The 22,260-nt window shown below is 61.2% G+C and carries 26 protein-coding genes; 13 read left to right on the top strand and 13 right to left on the bottom strand.

What is annotated here, in order from left to right; translation table 11 throughout:
- Positions 1-21: 21 nt before the first annotated feature.
- The 8 genes from A7X77_RS22740 to A7X77_RS22705 form a co-directional block, all read right to left on the bottom strand.
- Complete coding sequence (locus tag A7X77_RS22740; RefSeq protein WP_064685095.1) at positions 22-1,017, bottom strand: biotin-dependent carboxyltransferase family protein; 996 nt, start codon at positions 1,015-1,017, stop codon at positions 22-24.
- Positions 1,014-1,721: a 5-oxoprolinase subunit PxpB gene (pxpB, locus tag A7X77_RS22735; protein WP_064685094.1), complete on the bottom strand. Its 708-nt coding sequence runs from the start codon at positions 1,719-1,721 to the stop codon at positions 1,014-1,016. The genes A7X77_RS22740 and pxpB overlap by 4 nt, the downstream gene beginning before the upstream one ends.
- On the bottom strand, positions 1,718-2,131 hold the full coding sequence (locus A7X77_RS22730; RefSeq protein ID WP_064685093.1) for an acetyl-CoA carboxylase biotin carboxyl carrier protein: 414 nt from the start codon (positions 2,129-2,131) through the stop codon (positions 1,718-1,720). The genes pxpB and A7X77_RS22730 overlap by 4 nt, the downstream gene beginning before the upstream one ends.
- Positions 2,128-3,522: an acetyl-CoA carboxylase biotin carboxylase subunit gene (gene accC, locus A7X77_RS22725; protein ID WP_064685092.1), complete on the bottom strand. Its 1,395-nt coding sequence runs from the start codon at positions 3,520-3,522 to the stop codon at positions 2,128-2,130. Before accC ends, A7X77_RS22730 begins: the two co-directional genes overlap by 4 nt.
- Positions 3,522-3,953, bottom strand: coding sequence for an acetyl-CoA carboxylase biotin carboxyl carrier protein (locus tag A7X77_RS22720; protein ID WP_064685091.1), 432 nt, complete (start codon positions 3,951-3,953; stop codon positions 3,522-3,524). Before A7X77_RS22720 ends, accC begins: the two co-directional genes overlap by 1 nt.
- A 198-nt stretch (positions 3,954-4,151) precedes the next feature.
- A complete protein-coding gene (locus A7X77_RS22715; RefSeq protein ID WP_064685090.1) occupies positions 4,152-4,442 on the bottom strand; it encodes a type II toxin-antitoxin system RelE/ParE family toxin in 291 nt (96 codons plus the stop codon).
- Positions 4,430-4,708: a CopG family ribbon-helix-helix protein gene (locus A7X77_RS22710; RefSeq protein WP_064685089.1), complete on the bottom strand. Its 279-nt coding sequence runs from the start codon at positions 4,706-4,708 to the stop codon at positions 4,430-4,432. The genes A7X77_RS22715 and A7X77_RS22710 overlap by 13 nt, the downstream gene beginning before the upstream one ends.
- A gap of 96 nt (positions 4,709-4,804) precedes the next feature.
- Positions 4,805-5,875: a LacI family DNA-binding transcriptional regulator gene (locus A7X77_RS22705; RefSeq protein ID WP_064685088.1), complete on the bottom strand. Its 1,071-nt coding sequence runs from the start codon at positions 5,873-5,875 to the stop codon at positions 4,805-4,807.
- Between the two features lie 222 nt (positions 5,876-6,097).
- On the opposite strand from A7X77_RS22705, the gene A7X77_RS22700 reads away from it, so the two are divergent.
- The 8 genes from A7X77_RS22700 to A7X77_RS22665 all read left to right on the top strand — a co-directional run bounded on the left by A7X77_RS22700 (position 6,098) and on the right by A7X77_RS22665 (position 14,470).
- Positions 6,098-7,051, top strand: a complete 954-nt coding sequence (locus tag A7X77_RS22700) for a sugar phosphate isomerase/epimerase family protein (protein WP_064685087.1) — start codon at positions 6,098-6,100, stop codon at positions 7,049-7,051.
- Positions 7,052-7,109: 58 nt separating this feature from the next.
- Complete coding sequence (locus tag A7X77_RS22695) at positions 7,110-8,342, top strand: ABC transporter substrate-binding protein (RefSeq protein ID WP_064685086.1); 1,233 nt, start codon at positions 7,110-7,112, stop codon at positions 8,340-8,342.
- 100 nt (positions 8,343-8,442) lie between these two features.
- Positions 8,443-9,330 carry a carbohydrate ABC transporter permease gene (locus A7X77_RS22690; RefSeq protein WP_064685085.1) on the top strand — a complete coding sequence of 296 codons (888 nt, stop codon included), beginning with the start codon at positions 8,443-8,445 and terminating at the stop codon, positions 9,328-9,330.
- Positions 9,330-10,214 carry a carbohydrate ABC transporter permease gene (locus tag A7X77_RS22685; RefSeq protein ID WP_064685084.1) on the top strand — a complete coding sequence of 295 codons (885 nt, stop codon included), beginning with the start codon at positions 9,330-9,332 and terminating at the stop codon, positions 10,212-10,214. The genes A7X77_RS22690 and A7X77_RS22685 overlap by 1 nt, the downstream gene beginning before the upstream one ends.
- Positions 10,215-10,221: 7 nt before the next feature.
- Entirely contained in the window at positions 10,222-11,298 is a 1,077-nt protein-coding gene (locus A7X77_RS22680; RefSeq protein WP_064685083.1) for an ABC transporter ATP-binding protein, read from the top strand.
- Positions 11,299-11,382: 84 nt separating this feature from the next.
- The gene (locus A7X77_RS22675) at positions 11,383-13,035 is read left to right on the top strand and encodes a GMC oxidoreductase (RefSeq protein WP_064685082.1); all 1,653 of its coding nucleotides are present in this window, start codon (positions 11,383-11,385) and stop codon (positions 13,033-13,035) included.
- 107 nt (positions 13,036-13,142) lie between these two features.
- On the top strand, positions 13,143-14,057 hold the full coding sequence (ppk2, locus tag A7X77_RS22670) for a polyphosphate kinase 2 (protein WP_064685081.1): 915 nt from the start codon (positions 13,143-13,145) through the stop codon (positions 14,055-14,057).
- A 221-nt stretch (positions 14,058-14,278) separates the two neighbouring features.
- Entirely contained in the window at positions 14,279-14,470 is a 192-nt protein-coding gene (locus A7X77_RS22665; RefSeq protein WP_064685080.1) for a hypothetical protein, read from the top strand.
- Between the two features lie 173 nt (positions 14,471-14,643).
- On the opposite strand, the gene A7X77_RS22660 is transcribed toward A7X77_RS22665, so the two are convergent.
- On the bottom strand, positions 14,644-15,519 hold the full coding sequence (locus A7X77_RS22660; RefSeq protein ID WP_064685079.1) for an aldo/keto reductase family oxidoreductase: 876 nt from the start codon (positions 15,517-15,519) through the stop codon (positions 14,644-14,646).
- A 98-nt stretch (positions 15,520-15,617) separates the two neighbouring features.
- On the opposite strand from A7X77_RS22660, the gene A7X77_RS22655 reads away from it, so the two are divergent.
- Positions 15,618-16,577: a LysR family transcriptional regulator gene (locus tag A7X77_RS22655; RefSeq protein WP_064685078.1), complete on the top strand. Its 960-nt coding sequence runs from the start codon at positions 15,618-15,620 to the stop codon at positions 16,575-16,577.
- On the opposite strand, the gene A7X77_RS22650 is transcribed toward A7X77_RS22655, so the two are convergent.
- From A7X77_RS22650 to rpsU, 3 genes are read right to left on the bottom strand one after another with little or no spacing between them, the layout of a single operon-like run.
- A complete protein-coding gene (locus tag A7X77_RS22650) occupies positions 16,544-17,119 on the bottom strand; it encodes an alpha-ketoglutarate-dependent dioxygenase AlkB (protein ID WP_064685077.1) in 576 nt (191 codons plus the stop codon). The two genes, A7X77_RS22655 and A7X77_RS22650, sit on opposite strands and share 34 nt — an antisense overlap.
- 7 nt (positions 17,120-17,126) lie before the next feature.
- Positions 17,127-17,321 (bottom strand): hypothetical protein, encoded by a 195-nt coding sequence (locus tag A7X77_RS22645; protein WP_064685076.1) that lies wholly within the window; start codon positions 17,319-17,321, stop codon positions 17,127-17,129.
- Between the two features lie 23 nt (positions 17,322-17,344).
- Positions 17,345-17,578 (bottom strand): 30S ribosomal protein S21, encoded by a 234-nt coding sequence (rpsU, locus tag A7X77_RS22640; RefSeq protein ID WP_010027648.1) that lies wholly within the window; start codon positions 17,576-17,578, stop codon positions 17,345-17,347.
- A 641-nt stretch (positions 17,579-18,219) separates the two neighbouring features.
- Here rpsU and A7X77_RS22635 point away from each other — a divergent pair.
- Positions 18,220-18,939 carry an Ig-like domain-containing protein gene (locus A7X77_RS22635; RefSeq protein WP_064685075.1) on the top strand — a complete coding sequence of 240 codons (720 nt, stop codon included), beginning with the start codon at positions 18,220-18,222 and terminating at the stop codon, positions 18,937-18,939.
- A 167-nt stretch (positions 18,940-19,106) separates the two neighbouring features.
- The gene (locus A7X77_RS34080; RefSeq protein ID WP_064685074.1) at positions 19,107-19,295 is read left to right on the top strand and encodes a hypothetical protein; all 189 of its coding nucleotides are present in this window, start codon (positions 19,107-19,109) and stop codon (positions 19,293-19,295) included.
- A 136-nt stretch (positions 19,296-19,431) separates the two neighbouring features.
- On the opposite strand, the gene A7X77_RS22625 is transcribed toward A7X77_RS34080, so the two are convergent.
- Positions 19,432-20,070: a TetR/AcrR family transcriptional regulator gene (locus tag A7X77_RS22625; protein ID WP_064685073.1), complete on the bottom strand. Its 639-nt coding sequence runs from the start codon at positions 20,068-20,070 to the stop codon at positions 19,432-19,434.
- A gap of 278 nt (positions 20,071-20,348) precedes the next feature.
- Between A7X77_RS22625 and A7X77_RS22620 the strand changes: the two genes are divergently transcribed.
- Both A7X77_RS22620 and A7X77_RS22615 read left to right on the top strand, forming a co-directional pair.
- A complete protein-coding gene (locus A7X77_RS22620; protein ID WP_064685072.1) occupies positions 20,349-20,912 on the top strand; it encodes a TRAP transporter small permease in 564 nt (187 codons plus the stop codon).
- Positions 20,913-20,922: 10 nt separating this feature from the next.
- On the top strand, positions 20,923-22,203 hold the full coding sequence (locus A7X77_RS22615; protein ID WP_064685071.1) for a TRAP transporter large permease subunit: 1,281 nt from the start codon (positions 20,923-20,925) through the stop codon (positions 22,201-22,203).
- Positions 22,204-22,260 lie beyond the last annotated feature (57 nt).

Raw genomic sequence — 22,260 nt, 5'->3', positions numbered from 1 at the left:
CAGTTCCTCCTTTCGCCTCCCCTAGGCCATCGCCTTCAGGGCGCGCTTGACCATCCCGGATGTCAGCCTGATATCCTCGACATAGCGGGCGACGGCCTTCTCGACTGCGCGCGCTTCCGCATGCGTCGACCGGACGAATTTCAGGCGGGCGCCGATGCGGGCCTGCCCGAGCCGCCAGAGGTCGCATTCGATCACACCGGCGATCTTCGGATAGCCGCCGGCCGTATTCGCATCGCTCATCTGCACGATCGGTTCGCCGCCGGGCGGAACCTGGATGACGCCGGGCACGACGCCGTGGGAGCGCATCTCGATGGATGCGGTCGGCGTGATCGGCTCGCCGGACAGGCGGTAGCCTGTGCGGTCGCTTCGGGAGGAAATCCTCCAGGTCTGGCTCCAGAAGGCTTCGCCGTCTCCGGCGAAAAGATCATGCTCGCCGGCAGGCAGGGCGCGGATCGGCAAGGCGCCGTCGACGGGCGCCGGAAAGACCTCGCGCAGCGCCACGGCCGGCTCGACGGCGGCGAGGCCCGTGGCCGGCAGCATGGCCATCTCCAAATCCTCGCCGACCGCGATCCGATCGCCCTTCGCCAGAGGCCGGCCGCCATTGCCGCCGAAGCCGCCGCGCAGCGACGTGCTTCGCGAACCCATGACAACAGGTATATCCAGCCCGCCTCCAATCGCAATATAGGAGCGGGCCAGCCGCGGGGGCTGCTGCAGCAGGAGAACCTGTCGGGGCTCTGCCGTATAGGCGCACCAAGGAATGAGTTCCGATCCGTCGAGGTGAGGATGGCCGTCGGCGCCGGTCACGGCAAAGACGGTGCGGCTCTCGAAACGCAGGCTGAACGGGAAGGTCTGCACCTCGATCACCGCAGCCTTCTCGTCATTGCCGACGAGAATATTACCGATCCTGACCGCAAGCGGATCCATCGCGCCGCTCGCTGACACGCCGATATCGCGATAGCCGGGGCGCCCCAGATCCTGCACCGTGTTGAAGGGCCCGGTTTCCAAGATCTCGATCATAGCTCGATCCTTGCCGGCAGAAACCGCACCGTGTCTCCGGGCGCCATCATGGCAGGGGTCGGCGCGGTCGGGTCGAACATCTCAAGCGTCGCGAAGCCGATGGAATTCCACCCGTTGGGGCCCGTGAGCATGGCGACGCCGGTCTGCATGCCGCCGATGGTCACGCAGCCCTTCGCCATCTTCAACGACGGCACGGTCTTTCGCGGCATGTAGATGCGTGGATCGAGGCCATGCAGATAGCCGAAACCCGGCGCGCTGCCCAAGGCGAAGACACGATAGGTGGCCTCATGATGGATGCGGACGACCTCGCGGTCGCTTAAGCCTGATAGATCGCAAAGGGCCGGAAGATCGGTCGCATGTTCGCCGCCGTAATGGACGGGAATCTCGATGGTCTTGCCGTTGAGATCGATGCTCTGCGCATTCTCCCACGCTTCCAGCAGCCGGGCGACCGCCGCATCGGGATCCTCGGGCGTCTCCTTGAAGATCACCAGCAGGTTGGTCATCCCCGGAATATTTTCGGCAAGGTCATCCCAGCCTCTCACCGTCTGGGACAGGGCCCAGATTCGCCGCTGTGCAATGAGATCGAAATCGCCTGGCGCCTCGAGCAGAAAGGATCTGGCGCCGATCGAGGAAACCTTCGCCCGGCTTTGGGTGGCCGGAACGATTTCGCGTTGCGAGGCATGTCTGTTCGTCGTGGCAATCATGATGGCAGCTCGATTTCGAACAGAGGATCACCGAAGCCGACCAGGGCGCCGGGCTCGGCGAGCAGCCTAGTCAAGACACCGGAACGGCCGGCGCGAAGGGGAAGCAGTACATGCCCTACCCTGATGAAGCCGAGGAGATCGGCGTCGGATACCGAGCGCGGCAGAGTTTGCGGCGTGACGGCGGCGGCCGGATGTTCGACGCAGAAATGCCCCGCCAGCGGCGCCTTCACGTCAACAGGTGGGGAGCCCGGAGCGCGGAGTGCGGCTACTTGCGCGCCGCCCTCCCCTGAAACGACGATACGAAGCTGCCCGTCCGGCCGGGAGATTTCGAGGCCCCCCACGCCGGCGGCCGTCAGCGCCTCGGTGAGGAATGCAGTGGTTGCGGGATCGCTGAAGTCGATGGCGCTCATGCCGCCGTCCTCCGCAGCTTCAGCCAGTGCTCGAGATAGTGGATATCGGTCTCACCGCGCGCGAATGCGTGGTCCTCGAACAGGGCGCGCAGGAAGGGGATATTGGTAGCGATGCCCTCGATCTCGGTGCCGGCAAGCGCCTCGCACATTCTGGCCATTGCTTTCGCCCGCGTCGGTGCATGGACGATTAGCTTGGCGATCAGCGAGTCGTAATAGGGCGAGACCCTGTAGCCGGGATGAATATGCGTATCGACCCGGATGCCCGGCCCCTGCGGCAAAGCGAGACGGGTGATGACGCCTGCCGAGGGCAGGAAAGTGTCGGGATCCTCGGCGTTGATGCGGCATTCGAAAGAGTGACCTTCGCAGGTGACATCGCTCTGGGCGAGATCCAGAACCTCGCCCTGTGCCGCCTTCATCTGCGCCTGGACAATATCGACCCCGCTCGTCATTTCGGTGACGGGATGTTCGACCTGAAGCCGCGTGTTCATTTCGATGAAATAGAAAGCGCCGCCCTCATAGAGGAATTCGAAGGTGCCGACGCCGCGATAGCCGATCTGGCGGCAAGCCTCTACGCAGGCCATTCCGACCGGCTGGATGATGTCGGGCGCGATTCCCGGCGCCGGTGCTTCCTCCACCACCTTCTGATGGCGGCGCTGCATCGAGCAGTCGCGATGCCCCAGCCACACGGCATTGCCGTAATCGTCGCAAATGACCTGGATCTCGATATGGCGCGGATGCTCTAGGAATTTCTCCATGTAGAGCGAAGGCGAGCCAAAGGCCTTGCGTGCCTCTTCCCGGGTCAGCGCGATCGCTTCATGCAGCTGATCGGCCTTCGCCACGACGCGCATGCCGCGTCCGCCGCCGCCCCCTGACGCCTTGACGATGACGGGATAGCCGATCTCCAGCGCGATGCGCTCGATGGCGGCCGGGTCGTCGGGCAGTGCGCTATCGGTACCGGGAACGCAGGGAACGCCGGCCGCCATCATCGCCCGCTTCGCCGCGATCTTGTCGCCCATGGTTGCGATCGATGATGCCGTCGGCCCGATGAAGGTCAGCCCGGCCTTTTCGACGGCGTCGGCGAATGCGGCGTTCTCAGACAGAAAACCATAACCGGGATGGATGGCGCACGCGCCGGTCAGGCGTGCGGCGAGAAGAATGGCGTCCTGATTGAGATAGCTCCTGCCCGCAGCCGACGGGCCAATGCAGAGAAAACTGTCTGCGGTCTTGATATAGGGCGCTTGCCTGTCCGCCTCGGAGCAGACGGCGACTGTCCTGAGGCCGAGTTCGCGGCAGGCGCGCTGAACCCGGGCGGCGATCTCGCCGCGATTGGCGATGAGGACCGTGTCGAAACGGCGCCCTGAAGCAGCGGATTGTTCAGATGTTTCCGGCATCAGGCGATCTCCGCCAGCAGGTCGCCGGTCTCGATCTCGCCATTGTCGATATCAGTCAGGTGCGTGATCCGCCCTGATCGCGGCGCGGCGATGGTATTGAAGACCTTCATCGCCTCGATGATGAACAGGGTCTGCCCTTCCTCCACCGCGTCGCCGATCGCGACGAATGGCGGCTCGCCGGGCGCCGGCGCCCGGTGCAGGACGCCAAAGACGGGCGCCTTAACCGCATGGGAGGTTTTCTCGGCGCTCGAAGGCGCATTAGAGACAAGGCTAAACGTCGATTCCGGCTTCTGTGGGGGCTTGGCAACGCCTGCCTCTGCCGGCGACGAGCGGAAAATCCGAACCGTCACGTCCTTTTCCGTCACGGTCAGCTCGGTAATATTCGATCGTCCGACAAAGTCGATCAGCGTCTTGATCTTCGAGAGGTCCATGGGCGTGCTCGGAATTTCAAATTCCACCGCGCGCAAGCCTGAACTGCATGTCGCCCGGTGTTGTGAATTCGTAGCACGATGCGCCGGCTGATGGGGTCAGACGAAGTTTTGATGGAGTGCAATCGGCGCCCTATGGGCGGCCATATCACCAGACGCTTGCAAATTTCCAGACCGGCAGACGGAACCTCGGAGCCCGGATCAGAACCCTGCTTCCCTCTGGTGCCGCACGGCGAGGATCGTCAAAATGTCGCCATCCACGCGATAACGCGCGACGTATCCGCTATCTCCGAAATCGATGAGCCATTCCCGATATTGCTCGGGCAAGTCTTCGATGAGGCGTCCCATATGGGGATGTGCGCCGAGGAGGCTGACGCCTTTGAGAATAGTTTCGCCCGCCCGCCTGGCGACTAACGGATTTTTCGGGCGTAAGAACTCTCGCAGCCGCTCGAGGTCGCGGATTGCGGCCGGGGAGAAGATTACTTGTGGCATTCGGGGGCGGACAACTCGTCGTCAGTTCCCCAGGTCGAAAGCCACTTTTCGACCTCGACGCCGGTGACGTGCAATCCCGTCGCTTCAAATTCATTCCAGGCGTCAAGCGTCTCCTGCCGCAGCGTCTCGCGCTTCTCCTCGCGCTCGACATATTGCGCAATGGCTTCGCGCATGATCCAGTGGGACGAGCGGCGGCGAGCCTCGGCCAATTGTTGGACGCGGCCCTTCAGCTCATCATCGAGCTTGAGCGAGGTCGGCGATGCCATGAGGCAACTCCTTAGTCAGGGGTAATACCTGACGCTAATTTAGGCTTCCTTGCCCTGTTTGTCCATGAATGAATTCATGAAGCAGTTCTGCTATCGTCAACTCTTCGGAGGCGCGATGCTCTCCCGCAGGATGAGTTTGCTGCGGATGACGGTTCGCACGGAAGCCGGGTTTTGTCTCTGGCCAATGGCGTCGAGCAGGAGTTCCACCGCCGTGCGCCCCATTTCTTCCACCGGCTGCTCGATCGTCGAGAGCGGCGGCGCGGAGAATTCGCAGACCGGAGAGCCGTCGAAGGAGACGACGGACAGATCATCGGGAATGCTCAGGCCTGCGCGCTTGATGCGGCTGACGAATGAAATGGCCATGTCGTCGCTGGTGGCGATGACCGCCGTCGGTTTCTGGGCCAGCTCTGCGAAATCGTCAGCCGCCTGCACGCCGATATCGAAACCATGCTGATAATCGAGGCGACCACCCGAGCGATGCACCGACTCCTTCGGTAAGCCGGCCGCCTCCAGCGCCTCGAGCACGCCGCCATAGCGCTCGACGTCGTGATAGTTGCCTTCAGGTCCTGCAAGATAGAAGAACCGGCGGTGGCCCAGCCGGATCAGTTCGGCCGTTACCTCGCGCACAGCCTCGCGGTCGTTGGTGATGACGCTCTGCAGGCCCGCATCGCTCATGTCGAGCAGCATCGAAACGATTGGCAGGCCGGAATTTGCCAGCGAGCGGCCGTCGACCTCCGGAAGCTTCGACGACAGGATGATCGCGCCGCGCACGCTGCCGCCGAAGGCAAGATCGAGAATGTGCCGCTCGGAAACTTCGTCGCGATCGAGGTTGGCGATCATCAGATTGTAGCCGCCTTGGATCAGCGATTTGTTGATGCTCTGCAGGACCTGCGGGATGATCTGCGAGACGCCGTAATAGAGCGATCCGGGCAGAACGATCATGATGATGTTGGATTTGCCGACCCTGAGGCCCCGCGCCATTGCATTGGGCGTATAGCCGAGCTGCTTGGCGGCCGCGTTGATCTTAGCGCGCGTCTTTTCATTGACCCGCCCGGGGTTGGCGAGCGCACGGCTTACCGTTGAAATGGCAACGCCAGCGAGCCGCGCGACGTCCGCCATCAAGGCCCCTGATGGTTCCTCTCCCATTACATCCTTGTTTTTATTCACGATTATTTCTTTCCATCGGATGCTTCGATCTGCAACTCTAAGATAGGCGGCGCCTTATAGCAAACGTTTGCCAAAAATCGCTTGCCAAAAAAACCAGCTTGGCTATCATCTCTCAATGGCAAACGATTGCCATGCCATAATGCATTGGAAAATCACGACTTATTGGATGGGGAACTACTGTTCCTCAGACAGGTAAGCCGTGCCTTGAGAAATGGGATAAATATGGCTACTGCCGACAGGCTGCGTTTCGGCGTCGATCTCGTGACGTTCTTTCATCCAGGCTTCTGGGGTGTCGACAGCGATGATGCGATCGTCGCCTATGCGCGCGCCGAACCGCGCGTCTTCTGGGACAAGATCCTCGACAGCGTCCAGGCCTCGGGCGTCACCGGCGTCGAGCTGACCTTCTCGCCCTTCAACTGGCAGGATGCGATCAAGACCTATGGTTCGATGGAGGCCTTCGCGGCCGAACTGGCGAAGCGCGGCCTGACGCTCTGCAGCGGCTTCTTCGCGGAACTGGAGGCGGCGGGCGATTTCACCGACCCCGAGGCCCAGCGCGCGCTGGTCGGCAAGGCGGAGCGCTATGCCGACTTCCTGAAAGCCTGCGGCAGCGACATCATGGTGATCGGTGCCCCGCTTCGCCAGACGCTCGGCGCCCAGCCGGTGCAGTTTTATGATTTCGACCGCGCCAAGGCGATTGCCGACTTTCTGAACCGTCTCGGCGCGACCCTCTATGCCAGGGACGTGCGGCTGGCGCTGCATACCGAGGCGCATTCGATTTTTGCCGGCGCGCGCGACGTCGACCTGATGATGCTTCTGACCGATTCCGCTTATGTGCATATGTGCCCGGACACGGCCCATATCATCGTTGCAGGCTCCGATCCCGTCCAGCTCGTCGACCGTCATCACGAGCGGATGATCATCGCCCATTGGAAGGACGCGATCGGCCCGATGCCCGCCGACACCCCGATCGACAAGCACATTCACGATCGCCACCGCCCCTATTTCTGCGGTTTTGGCCTCGGACGGGTCGACTGGCCAGCCTGGATCCGGCTGTTGCGCGACCGCGCATATGAAGGCTGGGCGATCCTCGAACTCGATGCCGCGCCGGATCCCGTCCGCGACATCGCCAACGGGCTTACGCTAGTCCGGCAGGCGCTCCTGCCGATCTATCGCTGACAATCATTGCGAAGACGACGAACGCCCCGCAAAGAGGGCATTTTCAAGAGGTGGAACTATGAAGACCATGATGAAACTTTTTCTTGCCGGCGTGGCAGTTGCCGGCCTCTGCGCTTCGGCACAGGCCGAGGACAAGCCGACGATCGAGATCATGTCGTCCTGGACGTCGGGCGGCGAGGCAGCGGCCCTCAATGTCATCAGAAGCGAATTCGAAAAGCGCGGCGGCGTCTGGAAGGATTCGTCCATCGCCGGTTTCGGCGCGGCCGATGCGGCATTCCAGAACCGGATCGTCGCCGGCGACGCGCCTGGCGCCAAACAAGGCGTCATCGGCCTTGCGGCTGCGGATTTCGTCGGCCAGGGTCTTTTCAGCCCGATCGATGACGTCGCGGCCGCCGGCAAATGGGCCGACGTCCTACCGAAATCGATCACCGATCTCATTTCCTATGACGGCAAGGTCTATCTCGCGCCGACCGGCGCCCATGGCGAAAGCTGGGTCTTTTACTCCAAGGAAGCCTTCGACAAGGCCGGCATCGCCGAGGAGCCCAAGAGCTGGGACGCGTTCTTCGCCGATCTTGACAAGCTGAAGGCTGCCGGCGTCGTTCCGGTTGCCTGGGGCGGTCAGCCCTGGCAGCAGACCAAGGTCTTCAACATGATCCTGCTCTCGCAGGTCGGGATCGACGGCTTCCTGAAGATCTATGTCGACAAGGATAAAAGCGAGGCTTCCGTCGAGGGGGTGAAGAAGACCCTGGAGATCCTCGGCAAGCTGCGCGGTTATGTCGATGCCGGTTCCGCCGGCCGTAACTGGAACGACGCAACGGCAATGCTGATCACCGCCAAGGCCGGCGTGCAGTTCATGGGCGATTGGGCCAAGGGCGAATTCACTGTCGCCGGCAAGGAGCCGGGCAAGGACTATGGCTGCATGCTCGCGCCGGAATCGAAGGGCATGGTCTATATCGCCGACTCGCTCTGGTTCCCGAAGACCAACAATGCCGCGACGGACAAGGCGCAGAAACTTCTCGCCGAGGTCGTCATGGATCCGGCCGTGCAGGTCGAGTTCGCGCTGAAGAAGGGCTCGGTGCCGATGCGAACCGACGTCGACAAGTCGAAGCTCGACGTCTGTGCCCAGAAGGGGGCGGAGCTTATGGCTGCGGGCGTGATCGTGCCGGACCAGGCGATTGTGCTGACACCCCAGCAGGTCGGCGCTCTCGACGACTACGTCGACGAATTCTGGAGCGGCGGCTCGAATGACGCAGCCGCTGCGGCCGAAAACTTCTTCGCCATCTTCGAATAGGATAGCTTTTGTGGCGTCGGCCTGATGCCGACGCCACGGCTGCCGGCCGCCGCGATTGTGCAACGGCGGCGCGCCCCTTTCATCTGTCGAGAGCTGGCCGATGTCCATCAAACGCAAGCCCAATCTTTCCGCCACTATCGCGCTGCTGCCGACATGGTTCGTCGCGGTGGTGGTCTTCATCGGCACCATGGCCTGGTCGATCAGACTGTCCTTCACCAATTCGACGCTGTTTCCGTCCTCGACCTATGTCGGCCTTGCGCAGTATTCGAAGCTGTTCTCTTCCGCCAAATGGCTCGCATCGCTGCAGAACGTGCTGATCTTCGGCGTGCTTTACGTCGCCGGCTGTCTGCTGCTCGGCTTTCTGCTGGCCGCCGCGCTCGACCGCAAGATCCGCTTCGAAAGCGCATTCAGGACCATATTTCTCTATCCCTACGCCATGTCCTTCGTGGTGACCGGGCTGATCTGGCAATGGATGCTCAATCCGACGCTCGGCATCCAGGCGAGCGTGCGGTCGCTCGGCTGGGAAAGCTTCGTCCTTGATTGGGTGGTCAATCGCGACATGGCGATCTACGCGCTGGTGCTTGCCGGCGTCTGGCAGGGTGCGGGGCTCGTCATGGTCATTGCGCTTGCCGGCATGCGAGGCATCGAGACCGAGCAATGGAAGGCGGCACGGATCGACGGCATTCCCGTCTGGCGGATCTATGTCTCGATCATCCTGCCCCAGCTCGGGCCGGCGCTGGCGGCGGCCGGCATGCTGCTCGCCATGGGCGTGATCAAGACCTACGACATCGTCGTCGCCATGACCAATGGCGGCCCCGGCAATGCGACTGAGGTGCCCGCGAAATTCATCATGGACAATCTGTTCGGGCGCCAGAATCTCGGGCTTGCCACAGCTGGCGCGACGGTGCTCGTCCTCGGCGTGATCATCGCGGTCGCCCCTTTCCGCTATGCGATGCATATGCGCGCAAGAGCGAAGGGAGCCGCCTGATGGCCGGTCCTCATCCGAACGGCCCGAAGCCGGCACGGCTCACCTCCGGGCGCATCGGCCTCTACGCCTTCCTGGTCGTCGCAGCACTTTTCTTCCTTCTGCCGCTCTACACCATGGTCGTCACCTCGCTGAAGTCCATGGACGAAATCCGGCTCGGGCAGATCTTCGCGCTGCCGGCTAGACTCGATTTCTCCGCCTGGGCGACCGCCTGGTCAGGCGCCTGCATGGGAACCGTCTGCGTCGGCATTCGCAGCGGCTTCTGGAATTCAGTGGCAATCACCCTTCCCGCAGTCGCGCTCTCGGTCTTTGTCGGCGCCGTCAACGGCTATGCGCTGTCGCTATGGCGGCCGCGCGGGGCAAACCTGCTCTTCGGCCTGCTGATGGCCGGCGGCCTCATCCCCTACCAGATCTTCCTCTATCCGATGGTCCGGGCGATGGCGAATATCGAGCTCTACAACTCGCTTGCCGGCATCATTCTCGTACATGTCATCTTCGGTCTGCCGCTGGTGACGCTGCTTTTCCGCAACTATTTCGTCAGCGTGCCGGAAGAGCTCTGCAAGGCGGCGCGCGTCGATGGCGCCGGTTTCTGGCGCATTTTTTTCGAGATCATGCTGCCGATCGCAGTGCCGATAATCGTCGTGGTCTCGATGCTGCAGTTCACCGGCATCTGGAACGATTTCCTGCTCGGTCTCGTCTTTGCCGGGCGCGACAACCTGCCGATGACCGTCCAGCTCAACAATATTGTCAACACGACAATGGGCGAGCGCACCTACAATGTGAACATGGCGGCGACGATCCTGACCGCCATCGTTCCGCTTGCCATCTATTTCCTGTCCGGTCGCTGGTTCGTGCGCGGCATCGCCGCCGGCGCAGTCAAGGGGTAACGCTTCCATGCAATCCGCCGTCTCCGTCAAGGATCTGAAGATCGCCTATGGCCACCATACGGTGATCGAAAAAATGTCGATCGATATTGCCCCGCAGGAGTTCCTGGTGCTGCTCGGCCCTTCCGGCTGCGGCAAGTCCACGCTGCTGAACGCCATTGCCGGGCTGCAGGACATTGCTGCCGGCGAGATATGGATCTCGGGCAAGAACGTCAGCTGGGAGGAGCCGAAGGACCGCGGCATCGGCATGGTGTTCCAGTCCTACGCGCTCTACCCGCGCATGTCGGTTCGCAAAAACCTCTCCTTCGGCCTTCGCGTTGCCGGCCTGCCGACGGCCGAGATCGAGGCCCGTGTCGCCCGCACCGCCGCTCTCCTTCATCTCGACACGCTGCTCGATAGGCGCCCGGCCGAACTCTCCGGCGGCCAGCGTCAGCGTGTGGCCATTGGCAGGGCGCTGGTGCGCGAAGTCGATGTCTTTCTCTTCGACGAACCGTTGTCGAACCTCGACGCCAAGCTGCGCAATGAATTGCGCGTCGAGATCAAGAAGCTGCATCAGCGTCTCGGCAACACGATGATCTATGTGACCCATGATCAGGTCGAGGCCCTTGCCGATCGCATCGCCATCATGCGCGACGGCGTCATCCAGCAGCTTGCCTCGCCGGCTGAGATCTATCGCCGCCCGGCAAACCTCTTCGTCGCCGGTTTTATCGGCGCGCCGGCGATGAACTTCGTCGAAGGCCGCATCGAGCGCGGCGACAGCGCGCCGGTCTTTCGGAGCAAGGGGCTCGCAGTCGATCTCTCCGGTTATTCCTCTCAAGCCGCTGCGGCGGAAGGACCGGCAACGCTTGGATTTCGCCCTGAGCATCTCGCGCTCGACAGACCGGCAGCCGGCCTGCCCACCATTCCCGGCCGCGTTTCCGTCATCGAGCCTATGGGGTCGGACGCGGTCGTCTGGTTCGAGTGGGCCGATCAAAGCCTCTCGCTCAGGCTGATGGGTGACGTGGCCCTGCAGCCGGGCGATGCCGTGGCTCCTGGGCTGGATATCGCCAAGGCGTCGCTCTTCGGCGCCGACGGATCGCGGCTCTGATGGGCCGTCGCTTTGTTTTCTCGCAATTGCCGAAGCGCTCTGCGCCATTTTGAGCAATCGCTTCAGGACAGGAATTGAAAAGACATGTCTGAGATCGTCCATGATGCGCTGGTGATCGGCTCCGGCGCGGCGGGTTCCTTCGCGGTCAAAGAACTGACGGCGCAAGGACTGTCGGTGCTGCTTCTGGAGGCCGGTCCCGCCGTCGGGCTTAGGGATTTCGACCCGGCGCGCAAGAAAGAGCCGGCCAGCAGCATCAATATCTGGGAGCGTGCCCGCGCCACGATCAAGGGGCAGCCGATCCAGGCGCGTGCAGCCTTCTTTACCGAGCGCTTCAGCCACTTCTTCGTCAACGACCGCAAGAACCCCTATACGACGCCGAAGGGCGAGCCTTTCCTGTGGATCCGGGGCCGCCAGGGCGGCGGGCGGCTGCACAGTTTCGGCCGCGTGCTGTTGCGCTGGACCGACGATGATTTCAAGATCCGGTCACGCTCTGGAAAGGGCGTGGACTGGCCGGTCTCCTATGACGAGCTCGTACCTTTCTACGACGAGGTGGAGACCTATCTCGGGCTCTACGGGAATAAGGACGATGCGCCGACCCTGCCGGACGGCATCTATGCCAAACCGGCAAGCCTGACGCCCGCCGAACAGATATTCAAGCAAGCGGTTGAAAGCCGCTGGCCGGAGAGGCGCGTCGTTTCCTGGCGCTACATCGCGCCGGACGCCGAACGCATGCCGCGGCCGCTCAGGGACGCCGAGGCCACCGGCCGGCTGACGGTCCGCCACGACGCCGTCGTTCGCCGGATCACCACCGACGAGAAAACCGGCCGCGCCACCGGTGCGGAATTCATCGATCGCAATACGGGGGAGATATCGACCGCCCGCGCCGCGACCGTGGTGCTGTCGGCCTCGCCGATCGAGAGCGTGCGGCTGCTGTTGAATTCGGCGTCGGCACGCCATCCTGACGGGCTCGGCAACAGCTCTGGCGCGCTCGGCCGCTATTTCATGGATCAGCTTCCCTGCCTCGCCTTCGGATCCTTTTCGAAGGCGAAGGGCTGGGCGCCCGACGAATCCGCTCCGGCCGACCCGTTTTACAACCCGTCGGGCGGAATCTTCATCCCCCGCTTCGGCGAGGGTGACGCCGCCCGCGGCGATTTCGACTTCCAGGGCAGCGTCGGCCGGGCACCTGTTTCCGGGGACACCGATGCGCGTCTCGCTTTCTTCGGTTTCGGCCGCATGCTGCCCTATGACGACAACCGCATTACCCTCGATATCAGGCGCAAGGACGCCTGGAACATTCCCGTGCCGCATATCCGCTGCGTCATGCAGGCGGAGGAGCAGGCGCTGCTCCGCCGGCAGGAGGAGACGCTGATCGCCATGGTGAGCAAGATCGGCGGCGAGCTCGAATTCATCGGCTCGCCCACCGGCCTCAAGGAGATGGGCAAGGGCGCCTTTCCCGATGCCGACGCCTTTAGCCGCTTCATGTTCCGCACATGGTTCCGCAAGACCATGTGCATGGGCGCGGCCATCCATGAAACCGGCGGTGCCCGCATGGGCGAAAGCCCGGAGGCGTCGGTACTCAATCCCTTCAACCAGGTCTGGGATACCCCGAACCTCATTGTTACCGACGCCAGCGCCTTCCCCGGCAGCGGCATCGCCGGCACGACGCTCACCGTCATGGCGCTGACTGTCCGCGCCTGCCGCAACCTTGTCGACCAGTATCGGGCGGGGCTGTTGTAAGGGGCGCTTGGAACGACAGACGCGGGTAACCGTTTCAATTCGATCAGTGGTCGTCATATATGCTTCGCACTGACATGCTCCTGTCAACAAAGCAGGAAGGAAAACCCATGTCTCAATCACAGCAGGACCAACTCAACCGGATAAAGGCCGAAATCGCCGACAGCTTCGATGAGGAGCTGGAAATGCAGATGGAGGAGGACCGGCTGGACGATCTAGTCGTCGAAGGAATGACCCAACCGGCGGAGCAGACGCTCGATCGAAGGATCTATTTCCGGGAACTTTTCCGGCTGCAGCACGAGCTTGTGCGGCTGCAGGACTGGGTTCAGCACAAGAAGCTGAAGGTGGTCGTGCTTTTCGAAGGCCGCGATTCAGCCGGCAAGGGGGGCGCGATCAAACGCGTGACCCAAAGGCTCAACCCGCGCGTCTGCCGAACCGTCGCCTTGCCCGCCCCGACCGAGCGCGAGCGCTATCAATGGTATTTCCAGCGTTACGTCCCGCACCTTCCCACCGCCGGCGAGATCGTGCTCTTCGACCGCAGCTGGTACAACCGTGCCGGCGTCGAGCGGGTGATGGGGTTCTGCACCCCCGATGAACTCGAGGAATTCTTCCGCTCGGTGCCGGAGTTCGAACGCATGCTCGTCCGTTCCGGCATCGTGCTGATCAAATACTGGTTCTCGATCACCGACGAGGAACAGGAATTCCGCTTCAAGATGCGCATCCACGATCCGCTGAAGCAGTGGAAGCTTTCGCCAATGGATATGGAAAGCCGTGTCCATTGGGAGGAATATACCAAAGCCAAGGAAGACATGCTGGCGCGCACACACACAAAGGAAGCGCCCTGGTGGGTGGTGCAGGCCGTCGACAAGAAACGGGCGCGACTGAACTGCATCGCGCACCTTCTCGAACAGATCCCCTATGAAGATGTTCCGAAGCCGGAGATTCAGCTGCCGGATCGTATCCGTCACGCCGATTACAACAGAGCGCCCGTTCCGCCGGATATGTATGTGCCGGAACGTTATTGAAGGCAATGGCGCGACGGGTCAGCTGCCGCAGCATCGAAAGCAGGGACCGGATGGTCCCTGGTTTCACTGGATGATCCTTGGGGGGATCACGCGCTTTGCCTCGCATAAATTGCCGAATTGACCTTGATACCGCTCCTGATTGCTCTAAGCTTGCCCCGGTGAGGCAAAGGACCAGGCTCCGCTCCGGTTGGCGGAGAAGGCCGAGCGACGGGAGGTCGATCATGACACGCCGTTCGAGATTGATTGTCCAGGAGGTCGCGCTGTCGGCAGTCTTGGCGGCCGGCAGCGTGATCGGCATCCCCAAGTTGATCGATCCGAACACGGCGGCCAATTATCCCCTGGCAATCGGGGTTTTTCTGATGATGTCGGCGGCGTTCGTGGCCTATGAACTTATCATCGGGAAGTCGTCCTGATGCGGCCATGCCGCTTGCCACGCAAGGCTCTTTTAATCGCCTCGGATTTTTGATCTGGCCTCACACCGAGCCACATGCAGGCGGCTTGCCGAAACATCGATAATCCGCAGTCCGCCGGCTACGCCGCGCGAGGCGTGGCGTAGCCGTAGACCGTCTGCGGCCATCACATGTCGTCAGGCGGCGATATCGGCCATCCGGTTCAATTCCTCAATGGCCTCATCGGGCAGCACGAGGCGGGCGGCGGCGAGGTTTTCCCTGAGATGGCCGACGGATGAGGTGCCGGGAATCAGCAGGATGTTTGGTGCCCGACGCAGCAGCCAGGCGAGAGCCACCTGTATCGGCGTGGCGTCGAGGCGTGCGGCGACATCGGAGAGCGTGGACGACTGCAGCGGTGTGAATCCGCCGAGCGGGAAGAACGGCACGTAGGCGGCGCCCTCGCGGGTGAGGTCGTCGATGAGCCGATCGTCGGCCCGATGCGCCAAATTGTAGTGGTTCTGCACGCAGACGATCTTGGTGATTCCGCGGCCTTCGGCGATCTGTCTCGGTGTGGCGTTGCTTAAGCCCACGTGGCGGACAAGGCCTTGCCGCTGAAGATCGGCAAGCACCGTCAGGGGCGCTTCTATCGACCCTTCGGCAGGGCCATGCGCGTCGAACATGATCCTGAGGTTGACGAGGTCAAGCACGTCAAGGCGCAGATTGCGGAGGTTGTCATGCACGGCCTGAGTCAGATCCTCGCGCGAGAAGGCTGAATTCCACGACCCGTCCGCGCCGCGCCGTGCGCCGACCTTGGTGACGATGACGAGATCGTCGCGATAGGGATGAAGCGCTTCGCGGATGATCTGGTTGGTCACGTGCGGGCCGTAGAAGTCGCTGGTGTCGATGTGGTTTACACCGCTCGCGACCGCCTCGCGCAGCACCGCCAGGGCAGCACCACGATCTCTGGGCGGGCCGAACACGCCAGGCCCAGCGAGTTGCATGGCGCCGTAGCCAAGCCGTTTCACGCTGCGGTCACCGAGATCGAAGGTGCCGGACTGATCGATAATGGACATGATCTCACTCCTTTCAAGAGAATGAGGTCAAGATTAAGCCTTGGCAGCGCGTGTGAAAATTGGGTATAATCTGTACAGGCCGTGCGGAGTGGCGAACAGTGAAAGCAGATCTAAGTGATCTCAACGCCTTTGTCTCGGTGGCCCGGGCCCGTGGTTTTCGCGAGGCGGCGCGTGCCGGCGGCAGCAGCGCCTCCTTCTTGAGCGAGGCGGTGCGTCGCCTGGAGGCTGAGCTCGGCGTTAGGCTGCTCAACCGCACGACGCGTAGCGTCGTTCCAACCGACGCAGGCAAAGGCTTGCTGGAACGGCTTGGCCCTGCCTTGACGGAGGTGGAGGCCGCGCTCGACGTGGTCAACCGATTTCGCGACAGGCCGGCCGGTTCGCTGCGGCTTAATGTGCCGGTCAGCGCGGCGCGCCTGGTGCTGCCAGCCATCGTTCCCCCATTCCTCGCCGCCTATCCCGATATTCGCCTCGAGATCGTCGCCGAGGAGAGCTTCGTCGACGTGCTTGCTGCCGGATGCGATGCCGGCATCCGTTACGACGAGCGGCTGGAGCAGGATATGATCGCAATAGCGATCGGGCCGCGCCAGCAGCGCTTTGCCACTGCCGCGTCCCCCGACTATCTCGACCGCCATGGCCGGCCGCAACATCCGAGCGAACTCCTCGACCATGCCTGCCTGCTGGGCCGTTTTGACAGCGGCGCGCTGACGACGCCTTGGGAATATGAGCGGGACGGCGAAGTGGTGCGGGTCGAACCATCAGGACCACTGATTGTCAAAGTCGGCGGAGCAACCGATCTGTCTGTCGACGCCGCCATAGCGGGCACGGGCGTGATCACCATTTTCGAAGATTGGCTGCGCCCGTATTTTGACAGTGGCGTTCTCGAGCCCATTCTCGAACCCTGGTGGCAGCGCTTTTCCGGGCCGTTTCTCTATTATCCCGGACGGCGTCTGGTGCCCGCACCGCTCCGCGCCTTCATCGATTTCGTCAAGGTGTCAGCTACCCAACCTGAACGAAGTGCCCGGCCTTACCGCGCCAACTCCCGGAAGGTGACCGAATAACGCAGAGCGTCGACGGGCGGGATCGAATGTTCCCAGAGCTTTCTTGACGCGCCGGCCAGAAGATAGGCTGAGCCGGGATCTAGCACGAGCGATTGCCTTTGCCATTTGTCGCCATTCCGACGTCTCAGCCTGAAGGTGCAGGACGAAAGCAGGGAAATGCCAACGACACGGCCGAATACCAATTTGTCCCTGTGCCAGCCGATTGGAGCCCTGGGTGCGTATTCGGTCACGAGTGCATGCTCGAGCGCCTCCGCCTCTATTCCCGCGAAACCTGCCGCGACCTCACGAATGGGTAGCAGCAATGACGGTATCGGCTCTGCTTTCCTGATGCTCTGACTGTCGAAGTCATATTTCCAGCCGAAGGAAACCGTCCTGCGCTTGCCTTCGAACCCATGGAAGTCGAAGGCTTTGAACGGCAGGGCGGGTATCGCTTCGAGAACGGAGCGCTGCAGATCCGGGGGAACGACATCCTGCGAATATCGGAATCCCTCCGGAAAGCGGTCGCCGGCCTGACCAAAGAGATCCTCCTGCCCCGTCACCATTCATTCCTCAATGGACGCTTGGGGTTTCCATGACCATTGCGAAGTCTTCTGCGACCAGTTCGCTAACGGCTATGAGGATTTCTTCCCGTGAAAAGCCCGATGTCAGCGCACGCTGGATCAGATCCTGCAGATCCGGCTCGACCACATCACGGCAATCCTCGAGGCGTTCTTCTGAAATGGCAAGGCTATTCAATTCGTCCATTTTCTATCCTTTCGGGAAAGCTATCAACGCGCTGCCGCCTGCTTCCGCCCGGCCAGCAGTCCTTCGCGCTGCATCTTCTTGCGTGCGGCCTTGCGCTGTCGGCTGATCGCCTGGGCTTTTTCTCTGACGCGGCGCTCGGACGGCTTTTCATAGGCGCGCCGCTCTTTCATTTCGCGGAACAGTCCTTCGCGCTGCATTTTCTTTTTCAACGCCCTCAGGGCTTGATCGACGTTGTTGTCTCTGACGAGTACCTGCATTCGCATTCTCCTTGTTTGGATGGTGGGCCGATCTCCGTCAGCCGCGTTATCAAGCAATCAGGCCTGCATTCACGGCGGCTAAAGAGGCAAATGCCCTTCACGCTCCAGCAGTTTGGGACAGCACCGCGACCCTTGCGCCGGCCGATCAACGACCGCAGCCGTAGTCGCCATATTTCGTAGGTTCAAAAAGAAATCCTGTGACGGCCTAGCCAGAATCATCTTGCTGCTGGATTGCCCGTGGGGCGCCCGGATGGCGCATGCCGCCGATCCATCTGCGTTCATTCCCGTGTCGGCACGGCTTGAGTGTCCGGTGAGATCGGCTGCGGCTCTAAGGTAGGTGCCGGTGTCCAGGATTGCAACCGTGTGCAGCCGGGATAGAAGCAGCGTCAGAAGAGTGCGGCCGCAGTATAGTCACCGGGCAGGTTCCTTCAAGTTTACCGGGTGTAAATCGGTCGAATTTGCTTCAAATTTGACTGAAGTAGATAACGTAATGGTCGCTTCATGAAACGTTGATGCACGTTATGGATGAATGTTAACCTTGCATTAAATACCCCATTGACTTGCAGTATTAATAAGTTGTTAAAGAAGCCGCTCGCTGAGGTCAAAATGGCCCACTGATAAAACAATTTTAGGAGAAACTAATGGCTTCCCTGATTCACGCAACTGACGATAGTGCAACTTTTCAAGAAACCGACGTAATTTCTGGAAATCTTCTGTCCAACGATTCCTCCGACAACGGTCACCTGTTCCTCCGCGCTTTCGACGGTGCAAGTGTTGGTGCCAAGAGCGGAATGAGCCAGATCACCGAAATCCAGGGTGAGTATGGCACCTTCTTCGTAAAGCCGGACGGCAGCTATACCTATGTTCTGAGCGATGCTGCCAAGATCGGCTTTTCCAACGGCGAACTGCTCCAGGAGAAGGTATCGTACAAAATTTCTGACGGCAGCGGTCACACGGATGTGGGCCTGTTCACCCTGAATATCCAGGGCGTGACCCAGGTCAAGCCGATTGCGGTCGATGACACCTACGACTTCACCGAAGGCCAGCCCATCGGCGGCAACGTTCTGGACAATGACATTGCCGGTGACAACGGGAAGATGTTCCTGCGCCAGTTCCTGAGCACCAAGGTAGACGCTGCTGCCGACGCCGTAACCGACGTTGCCGGCACCTATGGCACGTTCCATGTCAAGTCGGATGGCACGTTCACCTACGACCTGACGGCCGATCTGGATGCAGGCGTGACCTACACGGAAGTTCTCCGCTACTACAAGATCTCCGACGGGGAAGGCAATACGGACACGGCCAAGGTTACGCTCAACATCATCGGCACGGACGCTCATCCCGACGGCGTCGGTGTTTGATCCGCAGCAATAGATCAGCAAGACAAGACGCCCGCCGCAAAATCGGCGGGCGTTTTCGCATCCGGGTTGCTGATACTTGCTTCCTGGATATAGTTGCTCGTAATCCTTTTTAGCTAGTTCTTATAAAATCCTCAGGGGCGTAGTCTTGTTGTTCGGAGGACACGCCGTTGACCGAACACATCGAACCCAGGCAAATCGAAACGGACGATCTGACGAAAGTTTGGTCCGTCACGGAATTCTGCGCTCGTCACTATATAGATGCCGAGGAACAAGCGATGCTGCTCAAACTTTTCGGGCCCTTCGCGACAGCCTGCGAGCTGCTGCACAATGCCAGACGTGCACAGCGATTCCGATAGTGTCCTTCTTAATTCCTTAGCCCCTTGCTTGCGGACGACGAACGGCGTCGACACGCTCGAGGTTAGGCGCTGACACGCGTTCGCGGGCGACTGCCCGCCCGCGCCATCGCCGCGCGTTGAGGTGGAGCTTCTGCCCTCAGCTTTTCAGATAGCTGACGACGGCGTCGGCAATCATGCCGCGATGGCGTTCGATGGTGTCGCCGTCCGAGAGATTGCGCCTGAAGATCGTGCCGAACGTATAACGATTGGAAACGCGGAAGAAGCAGAAGGCGCTGATCATCATATGGATGTCGATCGGGTCGGCCTTGCGCCGGAAGATACCCTGGTCGAAGCCGCGCTCCAATATGCCGGCGATGGTTTCGATAACCGAAACGTTGAGATCGCGGATCGCCTCCGAGCGAAGCATATGGGCGGCGTGATGGATGTTCTCGATGCTGACCAGGCGAACGAAATCCGGATTGGCCTCATCATGATCGAAGGTCGTCGAGATCAGCGTCCGCAACGCCTCTTCCGGCTCGAGGTCGGAGAGATGCAGATCGGATTCCAGCGAGCGGATCTTGCGATAAGACTGCTCCAAGACGGCGAGGTAGAGCCCCTCCTTGCTGCCGAAATAATAATAAATCATACGTTTCGAGGTGCGGGTCTTCTCGGCGATCGAGTCGACGCGGGCGCCGGCGAGGCCATGGGTCGAGAATTCTTCGGTTGCGACGAGGAGGATGTCCTCCTTCGTCTGCTGTGGATCGTTCTTCCGGCCGTTTTCGCCCCGTTCCGCCATGGACCTCGCTACCGCACTTTCTAATCTATTGTTTTGTCAATCGAATCTCGGTCGTCGGCTTCGGTTAAGCATGCCTTTTCTGTTTCCGATTGCTGTCAGTCTTATTCACGTTGTCGACATGTTTCAATAGATGCCGCTTGACATACGAACTAGTTAGTACATTTTGAAGAGGCGACCAGTGGAGGATTTGATCGCGACGACAATATTTCGGTCAAGACGCGCCCTGGCGGGTCTGACGACGGTCGGCCGATAGGGCAAGGCCACGCTTGGAGGAGCGAATGATTCGTATCATCGATTTCTATTTCTTCGCGCTGAAGGTGGCGATTGCGCTCCTGCTGGCAGCTATGGTCCTGCTGGTTTTCGGCAATGTCGTCCTCCGTTATGCCTTCAACCAGGGCATCACCTCTTCGGAGGAACTCTCGCGCATTTTTTTCGTGTGGCTGACCTTCCTCGGCGCCGTGGTCGCAATGCGCGAGCACGCCCATCTCGGCGTCGACTCCCTGATCACGCGCCTACCGAAGCCTGTCGCCAAACTCGCCGTGCTTCTCGGTTATGGCATGATGCTCGCTGCCACATGGCTGATGATCAGCGGCAGCTGGACCCAGACGCTGATCAATCTTCATGTGTCGGCGCCGGCAACCGGTATTTCGATGGGTGTCTTCTACGGCGCCGGACTTGCCTTCGGTGTGCCGGCCTTTTTCATCCTTCTGTGGGACGCCTTCGCGATCGTCACCGACCGCATCGATGTGACGACGGCGGCGCTCGTGCGTGACAGCGAGGAAGAGGCTGCGCTCGAAGATCCCGCCGACACGGCTTTTCCCGTGCTGAAGCCGAAGCACTGAGGAGGCCGTCATGACCGTCACCATTTTCCTCGGCGCACTTCTCGGCCCGATGGCGCTCGGCGTGCCGATTGCCTTTGCCCTCATCATAACAGGCGTGGCGCTGATGATGTATCTGGGCATGTTCGATGCGCAGATCGTCGCGCAGAATGTGCTGAACGGCGCGGACAGCTTCCCGCTGATGGCCGTGCCCTTCTTCCTTCTCGCCGGCGAGGTCATGAATACCGGCGGCCTTTCGCGCCGTATCGTCAATCTCGCCATGGCCATGGTCGGCCATATTAGGGGCGGCCTCGGCTTCGTCGCGATCTTTGCGGCCTGCGTATTATCCAGCCTTTCGGGATCTGCCGTCGCCGATGCCGCCGCCCTTGGCGCCCTGCTCTTCCCGATGATGTTGAAATCGGGCCATGATCCGGCCCGTGCCGGCGGCCTTCTCGCCTCGGCCTCGATCATCGGCCCGATCATCCCGCCCTCGATCGGCTTCATCCTCTATGGCGTCATAGGCGGAGTTTCGATCACCAAGCTGTTCCTGGCCGGCATTGTCCCCGGCCTGTTGATCGCGGCGGCTCTTTGCATCACCTGGCTGATCGTCGCCCGCAAGGAACAATTCGCCCTGCCGCCGAAACAGAGCGGCGCCGCGCGGATCAAGGCCTTCGTCGAAAGCATCTGGGCGCTGATGCTTCCCGTCATCATCATCGTCGGCCTGAAATTCGGCGTGTTCACGCCGACCGAAGCCGGCGTCGTCGCGGCGGTCTATTCGCTGTTCGTTTCGATGGTCGTCTATCGCGAGCTGCCGCCGTCGCGGCTGTTCGAGGTCTTTGTCGCGGCCGCGAAAATTACCTCGGTGGTGATGTTCCTGGTGGCCTGCGCCGCCGTTTCCGCCTGGTTGATCACGGTTGCCGACGTACCCGGCGAACTTGCTGCCCTCGTCGAACCGCTGATGGACAATCAGACGCTGCTGCTGCTTGCCATCATGGTGCTGATCGTCGTCGTCGGCACCGCCATGGACATGACGCCGACGATCCTGGTGATGACGCCGGTGCTGATGCCGATCATCAAGCAGGCGGGCATCGATCCAGTCTATTTCGGCGTTCTGTTCATCATCAACAATTCGATCGGGCTGATCACGCCGCCGGTCGGCACGGTGCTCAACGTCATTTGCGGCGTTTCGAAGCTGTCGATGGAGGATCTGATGAAGGGCGTCATTCCCTTCATGATCGCCGAACTGATCGTTCTGCTTCTGCTCGTCCTTTTCCCGCAGCTGGTGACCGCTCCGGTCGCCTGGTTCGGACACTGATGTCGCTGATGACGGCGATAGAATTTCAACGCAGCCGGAGGGAGATGCCGGCTCTAT

The organism is Rhizobium bangladeshense, assembly GCF_001662075.1.
GTDB classification, from domain to species: Bacteria; Pseudomonadota; Alphaproteobacteria; order Rhizobiales; family Rhizobiaceae; genus Rhizobium; species Rhizobium bangladeshense_B.
The sequence above is the reverse complement of the archived record's forward strand: the minus strand, read 5'-3'. Positions and strand labels throughout refer to the sequence as shown.